The 19,563-nt window shown below is 42.2% G+C and carries 11 protein-coding genes and 1 riboswitch; of the genes, 4 read left to right on the forward strand and 7 right to left on the reverse strand.

Going from position 1 to position 19,563, the window contains the following annotated elements; translation table 11 throughout:
• Window positions 1-56: 56 nt before the first annotated feature.
• Window positions 57-1,715, forward strand: a complete 1,659-nt coding sequence (locus AC6RV6_RS26160) for an HD domain-containing phosphohydrolase (protein WP_500243831.1) — start codon at window positions 57-59, stop codon at window positions 1,713-1,715.
• A gap of 93 nt (window positions 1,716-1,808) precedes the next feature.
• On the opposite strand, the gene AC6RV6_RS26165 is transcribed toward AC6RV6_RS26160, so the two are convergent.
• The 6 genes from AC6RV6_RS26165 to leuC all read right to left on the reverse strand — a co-directional run bounded on the left by AC6RV6_RS26165 (window position 1,809) and on the right by leuC (window position 14,275).
• Entirely contained in the window at window positions 1,809-7,583 is a 5,775-nt protein-coding gene (locus AC6RV6_RS26165; RefSeq protein ID WP_500243832.1) for an AAA family ATPase, read from the reverse strand.
• 41 nt (window positions 7,584-7,624) lie between these two features.
• Complete coding sequence (locus AC6RV6_RS26170) at window positions 7,625-8,722, reverse strand: amidohydrolase family protein (protein ID WP_500243841.1); 1,098 nt, start codon at window positions 8,720-8,722, stop codon at window positions 7,625-7,627.
• Between the two features lie 96 nt (window positions 8,723-8,818).
• A complete protein-coding gene (locus tag AC6RV6_RS26175; protein ID WP_500243833.1) occupies window positions 8,819-11,074 on the reverse strand; it encodes a TOMM precursor leader peptide-binding protein in 2,256 nt (751 codons plus the stop codon).
• 166 nt (window positions 11,075-11,240) lie between these two features.
• Window positions 11,241-11,723, reverse strand: a complete 483-nt coding sequence (locus AC6RV6_RS26180; RefSeq protein WP_500243834.1) for a hypothetical protein — start codon at window positions 11,721-11,723, stop codon at window positions 11,241-11,243.
• A 253-nt stretch (window positions 11,724-11,976) separates the two neighbouring features.
• Window positions 11,977-12,546, reverse strand: a complete 570-nt coding sequence (locus AC6RV6_RS26185; RefSeq protein WP_500243835.1) for a hypothetical protein — start codon at window positions 12,544-12,546, stop codon at window positions 11,977-11,979.
• A 325-nt stretch (window positions 12,547-12,871) separates the two neighbouring features.
• A complete protein-coding gene (gene leuC, locus AC6RV6_RS26190; protein ID WP_500243836.1) occupies window positions 12,872-14,275 on the reverse strand; it encodes a 3-isopropylmalate dehydratase large subunit in 1,404 nt (467 codons plus the stop codon).
• 98 nt (window positions 14,276-14,373) lie between these two features.
• Between leuC and AC6RV6_RS26195 the strand changes: the two genes are divergently transcribed.
• The 3 genes from AC6RV6_RS26195 to AC6RV6_RS26205 all read left to right on the forward strand — a co-directional run bounded on the left by AC6RV6_RS26195 (window position 14,374) and on the right by AC6RV6_RS26205 (window position 17,943).
• Window positions 14,374-15,747 carry an MATE family efflux transporter gene (locus tag AC6RV6_RS26195; protein ID WP_500243837.1) on the forward strand — a complete coding sequence of 458 codons (1,374 nt, stop codon included), beginning with the start codon at window positions 14,374-14,376 and terminating at the stop codon, window positions 15,745-15,747.
• A 79-nt stretch (window positions 15,748-15,826) separates the two neighbouring features.
• Window positions 15,827-17,206: an aldehyde dehydrogenase gene (locus AC6RV6_RS26200; RefSeq protein WP_500243838.1), complete on the forward strand. Its 1,380-nt coding sequence runs from the start codon at window positions 15,827-15,829 to the stop codon at window positions 17,204-17,206.
• 308 nt (window positions 17,207-17,514) lie between these two features.
• A riboswitch (Glutamine riboswitch) is annotated at window positions 17,515-17,580 on the forward strand.
• Window positions 17,581-17,616: 36 nt separating this feature from the next.
• A complete protein-coding gene (locus AC6RV6_RS26205; RefSeq protein ID WP_500243839.1) occupies window positions 17,617-17,943 on the forward strand; it encodes a DUF4278 domain-containing protein in 327 nt (108 codons plus the stop codon).
• A 158-nt stretch (window positions 17,944-18,101) separates the two neighbouring features.
• Here the strand turns inward: AC6RV6_RS26205 and AC6RV6_RS26210 are convergent, their stop codons facing one another.
• Window positions 18,102-19,451 (reverse strand): histidine phosphatase family protein, encoded by a 1,350-nt coding sequence (locus AC6RV6_RS26210; RefSeq protein WP_500243840.1) that lies wholly within the window; start codon window positions 19,449-19,451, stop codon window positions 18,102-18,104.
• Window positions 19,452-19,563: the final 112 nt, after the last annotated feature.

Consider the following 19,563-nt stretch of genomic DNA (forward strand, 5'->3'; position numbering starts at 1 on the left):
TCTCTCGAGGAGGAATTGCCAATAGAATTTTAGATGTGCAGTACCCCCGAACAGTTATGACAGCGTTCGAGTCTCCGAGTTTGACCTTTGAAGGCGAAGAGTTTATCCAGATTGTCAGCCAACGTGCCTCCTTGATCGAGCATCTCTTGGCGATCGGTACGGCTTTATCAGGAAGTCAAGATTTGAAGGAGTTGCTGGCTTTGATCCTCAGCAAGAGTCGTGAAATTACCTGTAGCGACGCGGGCAGCCTATTTTTAGTCGATCGCGTGGATTCAATCCCTCAACTTGTCTTTAAAATTGCTCAGAATGACTCTCTCCCAGCCGTTTCCTTTCAAGAGTTTACCCTACCTCTCACCCCCAAAAGTTTAGCGGGATACGTGGCGTTAACGGGGCAATCCTTAAACATTCCCGATGCTCATAATTTACTGCCGGGTTTACCCTATCAACTCGATCGCAATTTCGATCGCGATTTTTCCTATCGGACTTGTTCGGTATTGGTCTTACCCATGCAGGATGCAGACGGGGAAATTATTGGGGTCGTACAACTGATTAATCGCAAATTGCGCCACGATATTCGCATCGATCGCGATAATGCCCTAAAGGTAACCCAACCCTATTCAGATTGGGAAGAACGAGTGGTGCGGTCTTTGGCTTCTCAAGCGGCAATTTCCATCGAACGCAACATTCTCCAAGAAAATATTGAATATCTGTTTGAAGGTTTCGTGAAAGCCTCCGTACAGGCAATTGAAGCGCGGGATCCCACCACTTCGGGGCATTCGGAACGGGTGGCGGCTTTAACGGTGCATCTCGCGCAGGAGGTGACGGAAATACAAAGCGGACGTTTGCGATCGCTGTCCTTCGACGAACGGCAAATGCAAGAAATTCGCTATGCGGCTTTGTTACACGATTTTGGTAAAGTGGGAGTCCCCGAGGCTATTCTCAACAAGCGAAAAAAGCTCTATCCCGAACAGTTAGAAGTGATTCGCCAGCGTTTTTCGGTAGCCGTTCGCACCTTAGAAATGGAGTGTGCGGAAGCCAAGTTTCACTATCTCGTCAACCATCCCGATTATCATAATGCTAATACAACTGACTGTTTCTATTGTCAGCAATTGCAAGGATTAGACGATCGCCTCGAAGAATCCTTAGAAAAGCTCGATCGCTATTTAAAGTTTATCGAAGAGATCAACGAACCCGAGGCGTTAGAAACCAAACGATTTGAAGCGCTCTCAGAGGAAGCCTTTCTGGAACTGACGGAACTATCCGAGTATTCCTATCTGGATATTGATGGTGTCCTCAAGTCTCTGGTAACTCCCCAAGAAATGGAACAATTATTACTCCCTCGCGGAAACTTAACGACAGCAGAACGACAAGCGATCGAGTCTCATGTGACTCACTCTTATGAGTTCCTCAAGCGGATTCCTTGGACGAAACATTTACAAGACATTCCCATTATTGCCTACGGACACCATGAAAAGCTGGACGGGACGGGTTATCCATTGGGGTTAACGGGGGAAGAAATTCCCATTCAAACGCAAATGATGAGCATTGCAGATATCTATGATGCTCTGACGGCGGCAGATCGTCCCTATAAGCGACCGCTTCCGGTAGATATAGTTCTCAAAATTCTGCGAGAAGAAGCAGAGAAAAACAAAATTAATGGGGATTTAGTCGAGATATTTATTCAACGCCGAGTTTATCAAGTTTTAGGACATTGATTATTATTTGTTTTGAAAGCGATCGCTTTTCTATTAGCGGAAAGAAGAAAACGATCGCAAGGATTGTCATTACGCTTTAATTTCTGAGATTGTTCACTGTTCACTGTTCACTGATAACTGTCTCTCCACCCAATGGCGATTGAAAATTGAATGATAGATGTGGTTATTCACTTTGAGTATTCCCTCCCGAGCGATCGCCAATCCCGATAAGAGTAATTCTTGTTCGAGTTCGCTGTAAGTCGCAGGAGTGTCTTCAGGCTGTAAAATTTGTTGATAAAGAGCGAGGAGTTGTTGGCGGCGATCGCTGTTGAGGATGCGATCGCGAATGGTTTTCAAATGCTCGGGGTCGTCTTTGGATTCCCAATTTTTCAAGATGTTTTCTTGAACTAAACTAGCAATCCATTGTCCTTCGCCATTAATGGGAATTTCCGATTTAGCATCGCGAATAGATTGGCAGACTTTTTGGGTTAAAAAAGGCTGTCCTCCCGTCCAATTGATGATTTCTTTTAAGATAGTTTGGGGATTATTCACTGTCAATCCATAGAGAAGAGGTTGAGCTTCATTGACTTTAAAACCTTCGAGATGGATGGGACGACCGATATTAAAGGGCGTTTTTTGAGGATCGTTAATCAAAGTAGAAGGGGTTGCCGCACCAAAAAGTGCAAAGGTTAAACGCTGATAATTCGAGTCGATTGCGCGTTGATTGTAACAGGAACGAATGAGGGCAAAAAAGTCATTGACCGGGAAATTCAAACTTAAAATACAGTCGATTTCATCGACAAAAATTACAACTTTGGCAGGTTCGTCGCTGTCTTCTTGTTTAACTTCTGTGAGTACCACTTCTTCGATAAACCGCATGAGACGTTGAGGAGCAGGAATATCGGTGAGTTCACTCCACCACGGTTTGAGTTTAAATTTCCTCAGCAAGCCAAATTTGCGCCATATTTCTACCGCAATGCCTTTATACCATTGGTCAGGGGTGGTGTTTTCGCCGCCGATCGCAGTCAGATCGATCGCAATGCAGCGATAACCGTCTTTTTTGAGGCCGTTCATAATACGAACCATGAGGCTAGATTTCCCCATCTGTCTCGCGTTGAACGTGTAGCAGAATTCTCCCGATCGCATGGCTTGGTAGAGATGGCGATCGGCAGAACGGACGACGTAGGTGGGAGAATTTACGGTTAAACTACCACCAATTTGATAATCGAAGGAGCCCGCTTCTTCGTCGCTTTTAAGAAGTTCATTTTCGAGTTTGAGTTCGGCTTGAGTTTCCTTCAGGACTTCGACAGTTTGGGAAAGTTCGGCAGTTCGTTCTTCAACTTTCTGCTCTAGGGTACGATTGTAATCTTCCAGTTGTTCGTAAAGACGGGCGTTTTCGATGGAAATGGCAGCTTGAGCAGAGAGAGTTTGTAATAGTGCCATACGCTCTTTCGTAAATGCCCCAATTGTAAGATTATTTTCTAAGTAGACGATACCTTGAAGTTTGCCTTGGTTGATTAAAGGAGTGCAAGCGATCGATTGACATTGATATTCTTGAATGTAGGGATCGTCAATAAAATTTCCTTCATTGTTCATCGCATCATTTAACACTACAGTTTCACCAGTGCGGGCAACATAATTGATGATTTTTAAAGAGAGTTTAGCAAACTCCTCGATAGGCAGTGACTGCAATATAGAAATACTCTCGGATTCAGTTTCTTTGGTTGCTTCAACTAATAAATTCTCATTGCGAGGTAAAATTAAAATTCCCCGCTCTGCTCCAGCATTTTCAACAAGAATATTCATTAAAATTGCCAGTAATTTTTCTAAAACAATTTCACTGGAAAGGGCATTAGTAGATTTTATTACTGTAGTGAGGTCTAGCGCTTCTCTATTACTATTGGCACTATCAGAAAGGGTGGAGATCGTTTCTATTGAGGATTTTGAGGATTTTGAGGAGTGGAAAAGTTCTGGGTATTCTGCTTCTAAGTCTTTGACTTTGGCAATTGCACCCCAACGTTGATAAGCATAATGAGCATTTTTCATGTAAAGCCAGCCAATTTCTTCTCTACCAATAGCGAGATAGAATTCAGCTCCTCGTTCGTAGGCGATCGCTTCTTCGTGGATATATTGATTTTTCTTCGCGCCAGATATAGCTCGTTCGTAAAATTCCTGTGCTTCCCAATTTTTATGCAAAACAAAGGCTTTCTCTGCTTCTACCAAATCGTATTTATGTTGGAAATTTTCTGGGCAATTTTCTGCCCACATTTTCATGGTTTTTTGATTGGATTCTACTTTCTCTAGAGCTTGTGCTTGATTGGCAATTGAATTATGGCAATTGGCCAGCAAGGCTAAAGAATAGTAAAAATTGTGCTGGACTGCAACGATGTAGGCCGCAGAACTTTCTGCATATTTTTCGCATTCTCTGCTGCTGTTGGCTGCCTGTTCGTAATCTCCAAAAAAATAGGAGGAAATTGTTTTGGCTAAATAGCAGCTAAACAACAACCAGACCGCTCCTACTGTATGCCATTGTTCTAAGATACTCTCTTCTTCAGCCGAAGATTCACCGACAACTACACTTTCATATCCATTGAGTAAGTTTACGACGATGCTTTGGCAATTCTTCATGTAGTAAACAGTATATTGTTGTTTTATTTTAATTGTTAGATTAATATATTCTTCGTATTTTTTACTCATCTCTGCTAGATGAGTTCCTGTAAATAGGGAAAAAATACAATATGCTGAAGCATTGTAACTAACGTGTTCTAAATCTCCTGTATCTAACCCTACATGAATTGCGTCCTGAATCATTGCGATTGAATTTCTCGCTGGTTCTTTCCAATGCCGGATAAATCCACTGCTGTAGTGGAGTACTAGAGATTGTAAATATCGAGGATTAAATTTATCTAGTAGCTTTAAAGCCAGTTGACCAAATTGATATCCTTCATTTATGCTATTTTTACTACCACATAAAAGCATTCCTAAAAAGATATAAACTCCTGGAGCTTGAGGAGGATTGCCATATTGAATACAAAGATTGACAGCAGTTATTGTAATCATAGTAAATAACTCTGAACTAGTAATAAATGATGCAGCAGTTACACTCAAGATAATTCTTACAGACGCTTGTTTATAAGGATCGCTCATATCTGGTAAATTAAATAAATCCTTAATCTCCTTATCTTTTAATAGCAATTCTAGAGATTTTTTTTCTTCTTCAATTCTCTGTTGACTTGGTTTTTGTGGTAAAAATATTCCTAGTTTTTCTAATGCTTCAAAAGCAACCTCTATAGCTGATTGAAGTTGAAGTTTAGCCATACAAGACTGAATTTTTAGCTCGTAGGTCTTGATACTATCCAGTAAATCTCTAGACTGTCGTTGGACAACAACCGACAGATTTTCCGCTTTCTCAAACTGAGTATTGATATATTGCACTTCCACGGCTTCGATGTGGAGGTCTAAAGTTAGCTTGTATTGATTTTGCCAGCTATCAGATGACAAGAGCATTAAACCCATTTCTAAATATTTGAGAGATGGCTCGTAAGCTGCAGCATTTTTGGCTTTTCGACCGGCAATTAGATTTAACCGAATTAGACGATCTCGTGAAGAGCGATCGCTCATTAATTCTGCACCAATATTTAACTGATTAACAATATCAAATATATTTTCTTCTAGGTTTTCTTCTAGGTTTTCTTCTAGAGCTTCTTGCTGAATATTCTCCAGCAACAATTGACCGACTTGCAAATGAACCTCTTTTTTACGATCGCTAGGAATTAGAGCATAAGCGGCTTGTTGCACCCGGTCGTGCAAAAATTTGAAAGGAATAGCTGAGGATGGCTGAGAAAGCGAAACTCTCGGCATGTCTTCGCCATCCCAAAGCAGAGGGATTTTATAATCGTCGCTCAAAGGTATGATTAAACCTTCGTTCAGTGCCGGCCATATTTCTTTGACAGTAACCGACTGAGATTTAGTATTAACCACTGAGAGAACTTCTAAATCAAATCGATTTCCTATACAGGTCGCCAACTTTAAGGTATTTTGGGCATTCTCATCCAGTTTTTCAATCTTGCTAATCATTAAGTCAATCACATTATCAGTGATCCCCACTGTCTGTATTTGTTCGACATCCCATTGCCAACAATCACGACTAGGAGCAAATGATAATAAGTTTTCAGCATATAAAGATTGAAGTAACTGAGTCAAGAAGAAAGGGTTGCCTCGAGTTTTCTCGAATGTTAGAGCCGCCAAAGGTCGCGCCTCTTTTGTCGAGCATTTCAGCGTGTCGGCTATTAATTGGTTAACCCAATCTATCTTCAAAGGTTTAAGGATAAAAGTGTTGATTTTAGCATCTTGCTGTTGAATTCGTTCAAAAGTTTGCATTAAAGGATGAGTGGGACTGACCTCATTATCTCGATAAGCGCCAATAGTCAGGAGATATTGCCGATCGCGATCGGTCATCAATAATTCCAGCAATTTCAAAGATGCTGAATCTGCCCATTGGAGATCGTCGATAAACATAACTAAGGGGTGTTCCTTTTGAGCAAACACCCCAATAAAATTTTGCAAAACCAAATTAAATCTATTTTGAGACTCGGTAGCTCCCAGTTGAGGTACATTTGGCTGTTTGCCAATTATCAGTCCTACCTCGGGAATTACTTCTACAATGACTTGGCCGTTGCTCCCCAAGGCTGCTAACAATTTTTGCTGCCAACGCTGTAGGTGTGTTTCGCTTTCTGTGAGCAACTGTCTAACCAATTCTTGGAATGCTTGAATCAGGGCTGCATAAGGAATATCTCGTTTAAATTGGTCAAATTTTCCCGAAATAAAATATCCTTTTTGCTGGGTAATCGGTTTATGAATTTCGTTGACTAAAGCCGACTTACCAATCCCAGAATAACCTGCAACCAGAATTGTTTCTGTCGCACCTTCGCTGACCCGTTTAAAACTCGCTAATAGTTGCTCTACTTCTTCATGTCGTCCGTAAAGTTTTTGAGGGATTTGGAATCGATCGGAAGTATCTCTTTTACCTAGAGTAAATTCGGAAATCCGACCGTCAGTTTGTAACTCTTGGAGACAGATTTCGAGATCGGCTTTTAACCCCCAAGCACTTTGATATCGCTCCTCCGCCATTTTTGCCATTAATTTCATGATAATCTTAGAAATGGCTTGGGGAATTTCGCTCTTTCTCTCCCGAGGCGAGACTGGTTGTTTGGCAATATGAGAGTGTACCAATTCCATTGGATCGGTCGTTTCAAAAGGAAGTTTTCCGACCAACAATTCATAGAATGTGATACCCAAAGAGTAAAAGTCGCTCCGATAATCGATCTTCCGGTTCATCCTTCCGGTTTGCTCTGGAGAAATATAGGCTAAAGTTCCTTCTAAGCGATCGGGATTGCAAATCGATTGATTTTGTCGCGATAAAACCGTGGCAATGCCGAAGTCAATAATTTTGAGTTCTTGTGTTTCTGGATTATAAACAATATTGGCAGGATTAATATCTTTATGAATGATATTCAACCCGTGAACTGCTCCCAAACTCTCTGTAATCTTTATGGCAATAGTGAGAAACTCTTCGAGGCTAAATTGGCCATTTCCCATCAAGTTTTTTAAAGATTTACCTCCAAAATCTTCTAATAACATTACCAAAGTATTTTGATAGGGTTGTAAATCGTAAGCTTTAACTATTCCCTTGACCCCATTTTTTTCTAAACTGCGGACTATTTCATATTCTTGTTTGTATCTCGTCAGTTCTTCTGGCGATGGATAATCTTGCTTAAGTATTTTAACAATAAGAGGTTGATTATTGGATTTGAAAAATGCCTGATAGACTAATGAGTTAACACTTTCATAAATGGAAGTGCTAATTTGGTAGTTAGTTGGGGAGTTCATAGATACAGCTTCCATTGACAGGGAGCAATTCAAGTTTTGCCTTATCCTAATCCATAAAAACGAGCCGGATTATCCCAAAGCAGCTTTTTGACTGTTTCTTGGCTGAGTTGTTGCAGAAGTGCCCTTTTAATGTCGAACACTTCTGTACTGGCCTCATCCACCTTCCAGTGAACGTGAGGATAGTCAGATCCGAATAACAGATTATCACTACCAATATAGTCGATTATTTTGTCGATGTAATTCTCAGACGGCTCAAATGTAACAAAACACTGACGACGAACGTATTCTGAAGGTTTCATCTTGACTTTATCTTTAACTTCCCAATAATGGCACTCATATTCTTCATCCATACGCCACAGCCAGTACAAGAGCCAACCGCAACCCGACTCCAAAAAGCCGACTTTCAATTTAGGATAGCGTTCCAATACCCCTCCCTCAATTAAAGACAGCATTGCCATCATCTGTTCCATTGGATGAGAACAAGTCCGCAAGGCAAAACGGGTGTTAAAGCGATCTGCCCCTGCGCTGGGTAAGCGGCTGTGAGTACCTTCGTGAATACCCACCGCAATTCCCAATGCTTCGCACTCGCTCCAAAACGGTTCGTAGGCCGGATCGCTTAATAGCCTCCCTTTTACTAGATTAGGACGCATACAAACAGCTTTCCAACCTAAGTTAGCAACTCGACGGAGTTCGGCAACCATTTCTTCAGGGGAATGACGATTAACCAACCCGACCGCTTTCAGTTTGCTGGGGTCGTAGCTGCAAAAGTCTTGCAGCCAATTGTTGTAAGCTCGAGTAAATGCTCCTGCTAGTTTTGCTTCCATCGTGTCAACGGATAAGATGGCTAATCCCACCGTTGGATAAACAAAGGAGACATCGATCCCCATTTGCTTCATGGTTGCCAGATGCACTTCGTTGGTAAAACCATTTAATTTGGCCATTGGATGGCTTTGTCTGACCTGTTTAGTCCATTGAACTACAACTTCGCTGGAGGCTTTATAATAGATTGGATCGCCCTTTATTTTCATATCTGCTGAAGGTGCAAAGCTTTTATAAGCAGGTTCTAGATATTGTTCCCACATATTGAGAGGCTCAAATACATGGGCATCAGCATCGGCGATTTGATATTCTTTAAGCATTGGCATTGCAATTAAGAATTAATTGAACAATTGTAATTTTATAAGATTATTCTCTCGAGCTTGAAATCGGATACGAGTCTATTTTTTTGCCGACTGCTACATCCACATCGGAAATGGATTGAGTTGGTTTTCTGCTAAGGCTTCTTTTAACCAACCCATTTTTACAGGAACGTCATAAAGCCGTCCTCGACCCAATCTTTTCCACCAATGACGCATTCCTGGAACGATAACTTTTACGACTCTCAAACCAATATCGGGACGAGTTAGGTCTGTTACTAATATTTCCATGCCATTTTTTTCAGCAATTTCTTGACAGAGCATAATATCTTCTAACAGATCGTTGCTCCAGATTTTAGGATAATCGGCACTGACCTTGGCGGCAATGGTGCGATCGCTGGCCAGATAGGGCTGGTTTGCTAAGGTTGCGGTTTGCCACCATTTTAAGGCTAAGGGAGAGGAAGAGGGAGGGTAATGGGTACTGCCATCTGCCTTGGCTGCTAAAACGTTAGGCAGGATCTGATTGACTTCCGTTAAAGCTCTACTCACGGCAATCTGTGGGTCGAAATGGGCACCGAAACCTAAGGTAATATCTTTAATGTCGCGATCGCTTCTTTGGGTAATCGCCACAAAACAAGGAATATTTAGATCGCTGGTTAGATCTAAAACCCAGAGTTCGCGATTGAGAGAACGGTAATATTCTTTCAAGCTCAGAAAATAAGGATCGTCAAAACTGTCTAAATCTACTGCGGGCTTCTGAAGACGGTTATACCACCACAAGGCCACGCAATCCCGCTCCACTAATTCCATAAAACCTTGGAGAATAGCTTCCTCGAGGGTGTTACCCGCAGCGCAGCCGTTAGAGTCTGCCCAACAATCGGGTTTTTCTGGTTTGGGATAGCCGTAATAACAATAAGCCGTTGGTAAATACTTAAATTGTTCGTGAGTTAACGACCAAGCTGGGGTCCATTCAATTTCTCTTTCTTCATCAAAGGGTTCTGGCACTCTTTGAAACCAACCGTGACAGCCTGCATTCCATTCTTGGCGGTTTTTGTATTGCGCTTGACTGAATTGCATACAGGTATTAGGGTGAATTGCGCGATCGCCAAGCTGTCTGTAGCTCGCTTGTTTCCTCAATTCGTTTCCTTGGAAAACTCCAGAATATCTCTCGATCGCTTCGCACAAACCGCTCGCTTTAGCTTGTTGGTCTGTTTTGCCTTTACCCGCACTTCTACCGCCAATGTTTTGACGCAAAGTTGTTAGCTCATCAAACATGGTGGCAAAATGATGGGTCGCCAAATAACTATGGGCTAAACCATCGGCGTTTTTATATATTGTCCTCAGTTCTCTAACGACTCCAGTAATCGGGCTAATGTGATGCTGATATTTGCTCAAAGTTTCTGCGGGAGAACAAGAACGATGGCCGCCGTCTGCTGTGAAATATTTCTTGCGGTGTCCGAGAATCATCGGCATAGGTTCTTGATTCAAACCATTGACCATATCCCCACAACTCAGACACTGAGGACGCTTAATGAGAATGTGATTTTGAGTTTCCAAAGTCAGAGTATCTTGGAGCAGTAGCTTTCCCTGCAAGCGGGAATTTTCTCCGACTACAATCCATTTAAAGATTTCTGTTGCTGCTATTCCGAGAGCGGTTTGTCCTGTGGAGGTCAGGGAAGCGAGAGGGCGTATCAAGGGAGTTGAGTCCCGTTTATGTTTCTGAATGAGTCCTTCAAGGGGTCGGTTATTTCGCAAGCGTTGACTCAAGCACTGCCAGCAGCCCGTTGTCCCCGGGATTAATATCGGTCCGATCCAGAGAATTGTTCCTGTGGGTTTGACTAAGAACCAAGGACGCGATCGCGCTAATGCTTTTTGGTTATATTCTTCCAGTTCTGCGTTGAGATAATTATCGGTTAAAACGATTTCGATGTCTGCTTCTTCCGAAACTTGAATTTGCAAGGCTTGGAGAGTAGAAATAAATTCTGAAACCAGTCGATCGACACCAAAACTCTTGACTGCTACTTTAGTGGTTTGTAATCGACTGTTCGCTACTTGCGGAGTAACAGTTAAATGCTGGCAAAAAATGGCTAAATCCGACGGTAAAGTATCGCCACTTTCAATAACATAGCCCCTTTGTTCCATCAACATTAGAGCATAGTAAACCTCGCTGGTCGATATTTCGGGCAGGCGATCGATAATTTCATCAACTGTATGTTTCCCATTCATTAAAGGCATTAACAGTTGGTATAAACGACCATTCAATAACATTGAATCTCTCTCGGAGACAATCAATATATCTTCTTCACCGACTACTTCCCAGTTAAAACCTAGTTTTAAGGTTGGCTTATTGAGCATCTATTTTATTGATACGAATAGTGAGATTGGATATTACAAAAACTCTCTCGATATGCAGTCTTTGTTTTGTTTAAAAATAATTAACAAGCTAGAAGAACAGAGGTCGAATATTATATCGCACGTTGCACAATATGCGATATAATACTCGACCTCAATGTTTAGCATCTTAGCAAGTGTAAGGTATCCATTGACTAATTTCAAATGGAGAATAGGGGGCAGAGTTTATCTGGCTATCAACCCAAGTTGTTAATTCTGCGGATGTGACTTGACTCGGACGCTTAGGATAAGGAATATACAGAGTTAGTATGGGGTCTACTCCTTCTTGAATGTTACCTACGTAGGGAGGTCCGGGAGGATTGGTATCTACATTGACTCCGATGTAAGGTGCCTCTTCTTCAGTAACAATGCCTTCGTCAACCAACAACTGAATCACTTCTTCTTGACTGCCACGGAATCGTTTTTCAATGTCTTCTCCTCCCGGCAACCACGAACGAGCAATAAGCTGAGAGAGTTTTTTGTTAAACTCTAGTAAGTTCTTGATATGCGATTGCTGTTTGTCAGACTTTTTCTGAGATATATCTTGGCCGGGATAAAATTCAATCTTTTTCACCCCTGCATCAAACAATTCTTGGGCATTAGCATGTAACATAATTCTTGCTCCTTTTGTCAATTAGGAATAATACAAAATAGTTAAGTCTGAACTAAAAACTGTGTTTTGTTGAGGCTAGTCATGATTTTTAAATTTTTCACCTAACCTTGACACATCACGCATTCGATAATACTATAGCGCATCAACTAAGTCAACATATCGACTCTTTCCCCAAAGTAGTAAAATCGGTTTCCTCAACTTTACTGAAGGTCATCTTTTAACCTAAAGTTGAGGAAATGAAGTTATCTTACTATTAACAGCTATAAGGAATCCAGACGGCATCTTCTGGAAGACCCAGATCGGGATCGGGATAAAAAGGTGCCTGAGCGGGATTTTGCTGAACCCATAGATCTAATGTTGCGTCTGTCACTTGTTTGGGTTTGTCGGGAAATGGCACATATAAATTAGTTTCTAACTTATTGGGTCCAGGAAGTGCGGGGTTCTCAAAAAATGTCCAATACCCAACATAATTTTCCTTGGGTGGCTTCTCTTTGGGCTTGTTTTTGTTACTTGCTCCTGCATCAGACCATTTAGAATAAGGCTTTGTATCGATTATCACTTTAACTGTTGCGCGATCGCCTTCACTAATGAGATGATTTTCCACTAAGAAGTTCGTAATTGTGGTCTCATTAACAATACTGGAATCGCAGTCAAGCCATGCCTTAGCAATAAGTTGGGAAATTTGCTTATTGGTTTTATTGATAAGACCAAAACCAAAATTTAGCAAGCCTGCCCCTGAGTCAAAACGCATAGATCTCATGTCCTGACTGAGATCTAATGTTTGACCGACTTGGGTATCAGTAAGCAGAAGTAATTGAGGCATAAGTCAATTCCTATCATTTAACTACTTAACGCATCTTAACCGAAAAAAAATACCGGTCAACTATTTTTGTCAAAATGTGAACAATAAATAATTTCTATTAAGCTCTCTTTGAATTGTCAGTGACTTCAATCACTATTATTTGCAATTTATTGGGAGTGATAGTTAAGAAAACAATTTTAAATCCTCCCTAGAGCATTCTTTTTTGAACTATCCAAAGTACAATCGTTTGTTTTAATCTGGTTTTGAATGACCCGATTGTTGATATCCTGCAAAAAATCTCGACAAGCCGATCGCGCTTCAGGTTTAATACGCCTCATCTCCCAATTTAAAGCATTCTTCTCACATCCGTAACTTTCCCATTCACCGCCGCCGCCACTACCATCGCCGGACTCATCAACAAAGTACGCCCTGTGGAAGACCCCTGACGACCTTTAAAATTACGATTGGAGGAAGAGGCGCTAATTTGATCCCCCTGTAACTTATCGGGGTTCATCGCCAAACACATCGAACACCCTGCCTCGCGCCATTCAAACCCCGCTTCAAGAAAAACGCGGTGTAATCCTTCTGCTTCGGCTTCCTGCTTCACTCGTTCCGATCCCGGCACAACAAAGGCTTTCACCCCATTTGCCACCTGCTGCCCTTTGGCAAACTTGGCCGCTTCTCGCAGATCGCTAATGCGACCATTGGTACAACTGCCGATAAAACAAACATCTACTTTTGTCCCTTGGATGGGAACCCCGGGATCGAGTTGCATATATTTATAGGCTTCTCGCGCAATATCGCGATCGCTTTCCGCCAAACTCTCGGCTTTCGGGATACTCTCATCCACCCCGATCCCCTGTCCGGGGGTAATTCCCCATGTTACCGTCGGGGCAATTTCCGCCGCGTCAAAAACAACCACATCATCGTATTCCGCATCGCGATCGCTTTTAATAGCATTCCACCACGCGATCGCCTTCTCCCATTCTTCTTCTTTGGGGGCAAAATCTCGCCCTTTCAGATACTCGTAAGTCGTTTCATCAGGATTCACATAGCCGCATCGCGCTCCCCCCTCAATAGACATATTACACACCGTCATCCGTTCTTCCATGGACATCTTCTCGAAGGTTGTCCCGGCAAATTCATAAGCAAAACCAACCCCACCTTTTACCCCTAACGTGCGAATCACGTGAAGAATGACATCTTTCGCATAAACTCCCGGTTTTAAGTCCCCATTCACTTCAATTTTGCGGACTTTTAACTTAGAAAGAGCGAGAGTTTGGGACGCGAGGACATCACGGACTTGGGAGGTGCCGATCCCAAAGGCGATCGCGCCGAATGCCCCATGAGTGGAAGTGTGAGAATCTCCGCAAGCAACCGTCATTCCCGGTTGCGTCAAACCCTGTTCTGGGGCGATAATATGCACGATACCTTGATTTCCCGAACCGATGTTATAAAAGCGAATGCCATACTCCTTACAGCTATTTTCCAATGCTTGCATCATCTCCTCCGCCAACACATCGGCAAAAGGACGGGCTTGATCTTCCGTTGGGACGATATGATCCACTGTCGCCACAGTCCGTTGGGGAAACAAGACGTTTAATTCTCTCTCTCGCAGCATGGCAAAGGCTTGAGGGCTGGTCACTTCGTGAATGAGGTGCAGTCCGATGAATAGTTGCGTTTGACCCGAGGGTAATATTCCCACGGTATGTAAATCCCAAACCTTGTCAAATAATGTACCTTTGCTCATGCTGCCAATCGTAAAAACTCTTCAGGTCGTAAAATTATAACGTTTTTTGTTAGTTTGCAGGGACAATAAACTGGCTTGTTTTTATTTTTTACTTTTTTATGGACGTTGCTTCCCATCGATGGCTAACAGAAATAAGGGCTTGTTTGGGCTTAGCTATTCCTCTCGCCATCGCCCAACTTTCTGAAGCCGCGATCGGTTTTATCGATACGATAATGATGGGATGGTTGGGCAGCCAATATTTAGCGGCTGGGGGCTTGGCAGATATCACTTTTCAATCTGTTCTGATTGTAGGAACGGGAATGCTTTCAGCCGTGGGGGCATTAGCCGCGATCGCTTATGGAGCAAAAGATAATCAACAATTGCGCCGTATTGCTGCGGGGGGAGCTTGGCTGGCGATCGCTTTATCTTTGTTCGTAATGATTCTTGTCGGGAATTTTGCGACGATCTTTCGGATTTTAGGACAGGAAGAAATCAATATTATTTTGGCTCAAAGTTATTTACAAGCCATCCTTTGGGGACTCCCTGCTGCTTTTGCTTTTGCTTTGTTTAAAAATCTCGTTTCCGCTCTCGATCGCCCGCGTATTATTATGGTGACTATGACTCTCGGACTTTCTTTGAATGCGTTGGGAAATTATGTTTTAGCATTTGGGAAATGGGGCTTTCCCGAGTTAGGGTTAGCAGGATTGGGGTGGTCGAGTACCTTTGCTTTTTGGGTAAAAGCGATCGTTGTTTTGGGTTTTATTTTTTGTCATCCCGATTTTCGCAAGTTTAAGTTATTTCATACTGGATTGCGCTGGGAGATTTCTATTTTGAGAACCCTCGTAAAAATTGGCGCTCCTATTACCGTGACTTTCTTCATTGAGACAAGTTTATTTACGACTGTAACTTATATCATGGGATTTTTCGGCAGTATTCCTTTAGCCGCCCATCAAATTGCTTTACGGACGGCAGTTATGACCTTTATGGTTTGTGTGGGAATATCTTATGCAACGACGATGCGCGTCGGGCAAAAGTTAGGTCAAAAAGATTTGCTTGGAGTTAAGCGTGCAGGATATGTCGGCATTGCGCTCTCGACAGTTTTTATGAGTTTTACGGCATTTCTATTTTGGGTCTTTCCAGAACAAATCGTGTCTATTTATTTAGATGTTAGCAATCCTGAAAACCAAGAAACCCAACAACTCGCGATCGCGCTTTTGAGTATTGCTGCAATCTTTCAACTTTTTGATGGCATACAAGTTACAGCAGCCGGAGCATTAAGAGGAATTAAAGATACGCGAGTTCCTATGGCGATCGGCATTTTTTCTTATTGGGCGATCGGTTTGGGAGGTGGGTACGTGTTGGGTATTATTTTAGGATGGGAAGGTGTAGGATTGTGGTGCGGTCTAGTGTTGGGCTTATTTGCAACTGCTACGATGCTAACTTGGCGATTTCATTCTTTTACGATCGCCGAACTGCGCTCTCTCTCTTCTTAAATTTCTCAATCAAGAGAACATCGGAAAACAAATCACCTACTGAATCTTTGAATATTATCAAATTGGGGAGTAAAAAATCGTGTTAGTTGCGACAAAAACAGAAGAAATTTTACAAAAACAGCACCTTTTTTTTCAAACAGGCAAAACCAAAAATTTCGACTTTCGACGAGACCAGTTAAAAGTACTTAAACAGTTTTTAATCCAAAACAAAGAAGAATTATTAACTGCCTTAAAGAAGGATTTTAATAAGTCTGATTTTGAAGGTCTATCCACAGAATTAGTGTTTTGCATTCGCGAGATCGATTATATTTTAAAAAATCTTAAATCTTGGCTGAAACCCAAATCAGTTTCTGCCGATCTCTTTCAATTTCCTGCCACAGCCAAAATTATTGCCGAACCTTTAGGTGTTGTACTGATTATCGGGGCATGGAATTATCCAATACAACTTGCGATCGCACCGCTCATTGCTGCAATTGCTGCGGGAAATTGTGCCATTGTCAAGCCTTCAGAAGTTGCCCCTCATTCTTCTGCTGCGATCGCAAATTTAATCGGCAAAGCATTTCCCTCAGAATATATTACCGTCGTTGAAGGCGGAAAAGAGGTCGTACAAGATTTAATTGCTCATCAATTCGATCGCATTTTCTTTACCGGTGGAGCAAGGGTCGGTAAAATTATTATGGAAGCGGCAGCAAAGCATTTAACCCCCGTTACTTTAGAATTAGGTGGAAAAAGTCCTTGTATTATCGAACCAGATATAGATATTGAGAAAACAGCAAGACGAGTCGCGTGGGGAAAACTCATCAACTGTGGGCAAACTTGTATTGCTCCTGATTATGTTTTAATTCACGCCAGTATTAAATCTATTTTTCTGGATAAAATTAAAGAGAAAATCGAACAATTGTACGGAACAAATCCCGAAACCAGCCCTGATTATGCCAGAATTATTAATGACTTCCATTTTCAACGCTTGCTGGCCTTAATTGATTCCCAAAAAGTAGTTATTGGAGGCAATAATAACCCCAAAACTCGCTATCTCGCACCAACAGTCATGAGTGGCGTGACGTGGGGCGATCGCATTATGGAAGAAGAGATATTCGGTCCGATTTTGCCGATATTAGAATACGATAATTTAGAAGACGCGATCGCGCAAATCAATGCCCGTCCCAAACCTCTCTCTCTCTATCTATTTACCCACGATCGAACCACGCAAGAACGAGTTTTACAAGAGACCTCATCGGGAAACGTTTGTCTCAATGATACGATTATGCAAATTGTCTCCACATCACTTCCGTTTGGTGGAGTTGGCAAGAGCGGTATGGGAGTCTATCACGGTAAAATGGGGTTCGATACATTTTCCCATCAAAAAAGCGTTCTCAAGCGTTCTTTTTTCCTCGATTTATCTTTACGTTATCCTCCTTACCAAGGTAAGTTAAAATTCTTCAATTTTTTCTTGAAATGAATGTTCGGATATGCGATCGCCTGTTATCGCCCTCGTCAATACATTCAGAAAATTCACCACAGAGTCACAGAGGTATGCAGAGAGAGGATAAAGGCTCTATCTGCTGTGTGAATGCTGGAAATTCGCTCATCATGCTCTCTTTGTTGCTGAAAAATAAAGGTATGACGCGATCGCCGAGTCATTCATCTCGAATACAGTTCTCTCAATCTTCCAGGAGGTTTGCAGCGATCGGAGTCAATATAAAGTTTTGCAAACCCCTTGACTTTTTCCTAGGGAAACGGTAACAATGAATACAGAAAGAAAAACAAATCGTTCATCTCTTCAGCAAAAATACTGAGAGACGGAAGTAGGGAAACCTCCTGAAGGAACGCGCCTCACTCAACACTTCAAAAAGAAAAAAGGAGGCGGCTATGAAACTTGCTTATCGTGGTGTTACTTACAACTACAACCCAACTGATGTAAAAAGCGTTGATACTGAAGTTAGCGGCAAATATCGGGGTTTAGAATGGCGTTTTCGCAATCGCAAAGCACCGACGGCTCAAAAAGCAACCCTAGATTTGGTTTATCGCGGCGTTCGCTATACCCCGGGACAAGAAGCACCGAAAGCTCAGTCCGCACCTACTCCCAGTATTGGACAACGCGCCCGCGCCCTGTTCTTGAATAAAGAACGCCATGAACTCAATCGTCAAGAATCTATGTTGCTGCGATCGGAAGAACAAGTTGGTTTAGCTCACTAATTCCCTCTCTCTAATTCCCAATCGTTAATTGCATTGATACAGTTGATGTCTGCAATTGACGATTGGCGATCGCTTAATTCAAGATTAAACATGAGAAAATCTCCTGCTAATGTAGGAGATTTTCTTATGTTTGCAACAACCTTCACAATTCACTGACTTTACAGCGCTCCAGCAGCAGTGCGATCTAAAATACCCGCCCCCAAATAAGTTGTTAAATTAATCGTTTGGAGAACGGGAAGTCCTTCGGCACCTTCGGGATAATCAATGACACTCACCGCACAATTTCCTTGTTTGATATTCCAGAAATTCTTGGGTTCTAATCCCAATAAATAACAAATAACAACTTTGTTAATGGCATCGTGAGCGGAAATGAGTCCAACTTGAGGTTTCTTGGCATTGGATTTAGTTTTCACCACCTGATTCCATGCTGCGATCGCGCGATCCCAGACCTGTTGTAAATTTTCTCCTTCTGGCATTTGTACGGTTTCGGGAGTTTCTTGCCATTGTTGTAATAATTCCCCAAATTCTGCCTTAATTTCTGATTCTAATTTACCTTCCCAAAGACCGTGGCCGATTTCTTGAAATTGGCTTTCCAACTCTAAAGGCACATTTTCATGGCGTTCGAGAATAATTTCGGCTGTTTCTTTGGAGCGTAATAAAGGACTGGTCACGGAAAAATCAATATGAACATCTTTGAGATAATCTCCTGCTTGTCCCGCCTGTTTTTGACCATTTTCATTGAGAGGAATATCGATAGAGCCTTGGAAGCGAGACATCCGATTCCAGTCAGTTTCCCCATGACGAACTAATAATAAGCGCAGGGCGGGCGGTTTGGGCGGACGAGGAGGAGGAAGAATGACCTCCATGTGGGAAACTTGATTGAGAGATTCTAGCTGTACCGCATCGCCAAAATTGCCGCTAAAATTCAAAACATTAATACAGCAATTAGATTGTTGGATCGTATGATAGCGTTCGGGGGGAATGCCGATCGCGCTCATAATCAAACAGCGATTAATCCCATTATGAGCCACAATCAAAAGGGTTTGCCCTTGATGTTTGGCGATCGCTTCTTGCCAAAATCTTTGAGCCTGTTCGTAGAGAGAAAGTACGGGAAAATGATCTTTTTCGCCTTCTGGTGCAGACACCCGCATTTTAAATTCGTGAGGGCGTTTTTTCCAACAGCGATAATCTTCAGAAAATTTTTCCATCACCTCCTGTTTCCCTAATTTTTCCCAAAGCGGGAGATCGATTTCTCTAAGTTCATCTTTGGCTTGGGGAGAAGGACAATTCGGTAAATACTTTTGAATAATAGAGGCAGTTTGAGTCGCTCGCTGTAAGGGACTGTGATAGAATGCGTTAAAAGCAACACTTTGTAAGGCTGCGCCGACTTTTTCAGCTTCAACTCGTCCTTTTTCAGTCAGCACCGATTCATCGCAGCGGCCTTGAATTTTTTGTTGGGCGTTATAGGAACTTTGTCCGTGACGCACGATAATAACCCGAGTAGTCAAACTGTCATCCTCCAATTCTTCAGCTATTGTAGTAGGGATTGGTAATTATTCCCTGACCTATCATAAATGTCGCGAGAGGACTCCCGCTAGACCTGAAAGGTTAGCGGTGAGA

The organism is Spirulina sp. LEGE 11439 (genome assembly GCF_059821285.1).